The sequence below is a fragment of the Rhodococcus sp. EPR-157 genome (assembly GCF_001647195.1).
GTDB lineage: Bacteria > Actinomycetota > Actinomycetes > Mycobacteriales > Mycobacteriaceae > Rhodococcoides.
In genome coordinates this window covers 1-3,976 of sequence record NZ_LVCV01000058.1, presented here as the reverse complement: position 1 = coordinate 3,976, position 3,976 = coordinate 1, and the positions used below count along the sequence as shown (strand labels likewise).

Below are 3,976 nucleotides of genomic sequence, written 5' to 3'. Positions count from 1 at the left end.
CTCTTTCCGGTGCCCGATTCTCCGCATAGGAGAAACGGCGTGCGCGATGATTTGAGGTCGCGGACCTTGTCGGCCGTGGTGACGATGCCCGACAGCGTCGGTTTCGACGACGGTTCTGCGCCGCCGGCGGTGTCGAAATGGATGACCACACCTCCGGTACGGGTGACGCGAAGCCACTCGGCCCGCACCGTGATGCCCGAGTTGACGGTGATGAGTCGGTGCTGAACGGTACCGACCGGACTTCCCTCGGTAATGGCCCGGAGGACAGCATGGTCGATGGTGTCGAGCAGTTGCTGTGCACTCGTGTTGGCCAGCAAAACATCGTCGGCAAGTGCCAACACCGGCGCGCCCCGGCGGTGAGCCACGGCTTCCTGAAAGGCCGTCAGTAGCTGCTTCTCGGACTCCCTCGCGCCCTCGAGCAATCGCCGCTGGACATCGTCCGCAGCGTGCCTGAGCATTGGCTGCAGAAGTGGATTATCCTGCGCTGCAAGAAATGTGATGTCGAGTACGCCTTCGAGGCGGCGGGTCACCGGGTGCGTCAACGGGTATCCGTAGCAGCTGAACTTTTTCATCGATTCGACATAATGTTCCTCACCGCGAACAGCCAACGGCGTTCGCGTCTCGTACACGGTCGCAATGGAATTGGTACCCGTGGTTTCCTCTGCGAACCGTCTGCCACGCACGGCCCCGTCCTCGGCCATCAGATCCTGCATACCGCTGCGGCCGAATCGCATATCGACCAGGCGAGCATCGCGATCGGCCAGCAGTACGCAGAAGCCGGTGCCTTCGAGATCAGTTTGCATACGGTCGAGAATCGGTGCCGCGGCGTCGAGAAGGCGACTGCGTCGATCGACATCCGCGACTGCGAGACTGTCGAGGGAGTGTGTGGGCTGCAGACCGCTGAGCAACGACCGCTTCCACGACAAGGCGATCTCCTCGCGCACCATCGCCGGATCGTGGCCACCGCGGGTGGTGTTGTCTATTGTCATCATCCTCACCTCTGCCCTTCACTTTAAGTCCGCACACCGGCGAGATGAGGACGGTCCGCAGAATTGGCGAGGTTGGGGTTCGATCAGAAGCGAGCTGCGCTTCGGCTCAATGGAAATCCTCTCGCTGAACGGACAAAACGTAGAACTCGAAAGTTCTGTGTGTCAACGTAAGCCCCATCAATCGCGCTGTTGACGTGCGTTGCGGCTTCGCAGAACGGCACTCTAGCGCTCGTCACGAGCAACGTCGAAGGATTCCATCCCATGAAGACCGGTTTTCGGTGCCCTGCATCCAGGCGAACCGTCCCTACGAACGATACGTCCGGCCGTCACGATGGCGTGGTGTCGTCGTGACGCACCACCCCTCGGGAAGTGATCGTGCAAACAGTGACGACACACCTGCCGCCGCGCCCTCGCGGGCAACAGCCCTGAATACCGAGAACAGGCCGAGCGACGCAGTGTCGACAACAGTGATCATCGGCCGCGTGGTACTCATAGTGACCGCCCTGTTGCTGCTGGTCTTTTATCTCGGCCCGCGTATCTACGGCCTTGTCGTCACGCCGTCGAGGCTCGACCAGGCTGTGGAATCCGCCGGCAATTACAACCCAGCTCTCGACGAGATAGTGGCGCAGGAGAAGCGTACGTCTGCTGCGCTGGGGTCCTTGGGGTCGATGAATGCGGCCCTCGAGAGCGTGCTGGCTACCGACTCGGCCGTCAGCGGTGAGCTCGGTGCGCTGACCGCCCAGATCAACGACGACATCAGCGCCACCCTGGGCTCGGCGGACCAGAACGTCGGTGAACTCGTCTCGTCCCTGGACTCGCTGACGACGACGGTGCGTGGGTTGAACGACCCGGTCGATCGAGCAGATGGTGCGCTGTCCTCGAATATCGATTCGATGACCGCCATTCTCGACACGGTGCGCATCACCGCTGCCGACGTGCACAGCGCAAGACTTTCGGCCGAAGAATCGGCCAACGACCTGTCCGGACAATAAAGGAGCATCGTCATGGTATTTTTCGGCCGACGAGGCGGGCCCGCACGCTTCGTGCTCGCCACGGCAGCACTCGTAGTTGTAGGTCTGTTGTCGGTGGTCATCTTCAATCTCAATCACCGACTCGACAATCAAGAGCGAGCGAACCAGACCAGCATCACGGCCTCCCAGGCCATTGTCGATGTCAATGACACCTTGACCGAGCAACTCTCGCAGCTGACAGATCTGACTGTCACGGCCAGAAGTGCGCTCGACGCCACCGCCGCTCTGGGTCCGTTGCTCGCCGAACTCGACGCCGCCATCGGGCCGGCGGCGGAACTCCTGGCCAGCAGTACCTCAGGAGCGCAATTGACCAACCAGCAACTGAACTCGATTGCATCGATTCTCGAGCGTATTCGCGGCACTGTGGTGCCCCTTGTGTCCTCGGCACAGACCTTCGGATCGCAAGGACAGGAGTTACTGACGTTGGTCGACGGGCTCGTCGACGACTTGAACGGCTCTGTCGCTGCAGCTCGAACTATCAATCAAATGCTCCCTCTTCCAGGGTGATCAACGTCTTGTTCGCCCCCCCGAACCACAACAACGGATGTGATATGAGGACCGAAATCGATACCGACAAACCGGCGAGCGAAGCGCCCGGACGCTTCGCCGCGGCGACAGAGTGGGTCGGCCGGATCACGGCAATCGTTGCGCTTGCGCTGTTGGTCCTCGTACTGATGGCAATTCACAAAGGGCAAGTGGTGCAACAGAGTTCGCGAACCATCGTTGAGAACTTCACGAACACCAACGGTATGTTCGACGAACGGGCCGACTTGACCGCGCCGGCAACCGCACGTGAGCAACTCGAGGAATTGACAGGTATTCTCGCCGACCTCAACGCAGCCGCTGCCGTCGATGTCGAACATCTGGGATCGCTTCTGCCCAATGCGAGTGTCTTGGTCGATGCAGGCCGCGACGATGCCGAGATTGCCGGCCAGCTCGAGGGCGTTGCACTCGTTCTGCAGGATTCCGCGGCGTCGTTGAACCAGATCTCCACCGACGCGGATGTCACTGTCAGTCAGGTCGATGGGGCACTCGACCGAGCGTTGACGCTGGTGGCAGAGCTCAATGCGGAGTTGGCCCGCACCACAGACAAACTTGCACCCATCCCAGCAACCGGGCCCTTCATACCCGCACCCGAAGGAATTCGATGATCTCGAAAAAGCGTTGGCTAGCACTCGTCGCGATCATAGGTGTCGTTCCCGCCGTCGTCCTCTCGATCTTCAACAGTTTCGTGCCAGGAGCGAGAGACCTGGCGGACCCTCTGGGAAACCCTGCGGCCTATTCGCTCGAACTCATCGACTCGGCCGACCAGCTGGACGAATTGACGCAGGGCCTGGTGACCAAACACACTGAGCTCGCCTCGGGCATGCAAGTGCTGATTCCCCTGTCGGACAATCTTTCCGGTCTGGCTGACACCGCGTCCAACTTGACGGCAAAGACAGAATCCCTGAACGCCTCGACGACGACAGTGGCGGGCAACGGGACACCGTTGCCCGGACTGATATCGGACATCACCGCTCTGTCCGATCAAGCAAGTCCCACCGTCGTGGGACTGTCGGGAGCGGTGGGAACGGTCGCAGAGGAACTCGAGGCTGTCGACTCCGGGTTGGGTGCCATCTCGGACAGTGTGATCCAACTCGGTCCGAGGGCGGCGGCGATTTCCTCGACGTTGGCCACTATCGAGGAAGAGGCGCGTCACGTCCAGGAGTTCGGGCCTTTGCTGGCAATTCTGGGTCCTCTGGTGAACGGTCCACAGCAACCCGCGCCGCCGATACCGGCACCCGGCAACTAGCGCAGCCGACGCTCCTACGTCCGCGAAAGGACACCACATGCTTCGAATTTCCTGGGGTATCGCGCTGTCGGCGACAAGCGTCCTCCTCGTCGGTGTCTTGATCCTCACCCGCGACCTCAACACCACCAGCCACATCTTCCGAGATGGCGTCGCCCAGGCCCGCA

The 3,976-nt window shown here is 61.1% G+C and carries 4 protein-coding genes and 1 pseudogene; 4 read left to right on the top strand and 1 reads right to left on the bottom strand.

What is annotated here, in order from left to right; all coding sequences use genetic code 11:
• Positions 1-989, bottom strand: a pseudogene (locus A2J03_RS02525) (sigma-54-dependent Fis family transcriptional regulator); the annotation flags it as partial.
• Positions 990-1,336: 347 nt separating this feature from the next.
• Between A2J03_RS02525 and A2J03_RS02520 the strand changes: the two are divergent.
• Genes A2J03_RS02520 through A2J03_RS02505 form a run of 4 tightly spaced genes read left to right on the top strand, consistent with a single transcriptional unit; the run spans position 1,337 to position 3,812 of the window.
• Positions 1,337-1,981 carry a hypothetical protein gene (locus A2J03_RS02520; RefSeq protein ID WP_231912331.1) on the top strand — a complete coding sequence of 215 codons (645 nt, stop codon included), beginning with the start codon at positions 1,337-1,339 and terminating at the stop codon, positions 1,979-1,981.
• A 12-nt stretch (positions 1,982-1,993) separates the two neighbouring features.
• On the top strand, positions 1,994-2,527 hold the full coding sequence (locus A2J03_RS02515; protein WP_068369295.1) for a hypothetical protein: 534 nt from the start codon (positions 1,994-1,996) through the stop codon (positions 2,525-2,527).
• A 44-nt stretch (positions 2,528-2,571) separates the two neighbouring features.
• On the top strand, positions 2,572-3,171 hold the full coding sequence (locus A2J03_RS02510) for a hypothetical protein (protein ID WP_231912330.1): 600 nt from the start codon (positions 2,572-2,574) through the stop codon (positions 3,169-3,171).
• A complete protein-coding gene (locus tag A2J03_RS02505; protein WP_068369291.1) occupies positions 3,168-3,812 on the top strand; it encodes a hypothetical protein in 645 nt (214 codons plus the stop codon). The genes A2J03_RS02510 and A2J03_RS02505 overlap by 4 nt, the downstream gene beginning before the upstream one ends.
• Positions 3,813-3,976: the final 164 nt, after the last annotated feature.

Excerpts from the sequence above, each read along its gene's own strand:
- A2J03_RS02505 (WP_068369291.1), top strand. The coding sequence starts at position 3,168 with ATGATCTCGAAAAAGCGTTGGCTAGCACTCGTCGCGATCATAGGTGTC.
- A2J03_RS02510 (WP_231912330.1), top strand. The coding sequence starts at position 2,572 with ATGAGGACCGAAATCGATACCGACAAACCGGCGAGCGAAGCGCCCGGA.
- A2J03_RS02515 (WP_068369295.1), top strand. The coding sequence starts at position 1,994 with ATGGTATTTTTCGGCCGACGAGGCGGGCCCGCACGCTTCGTGCTCGCC.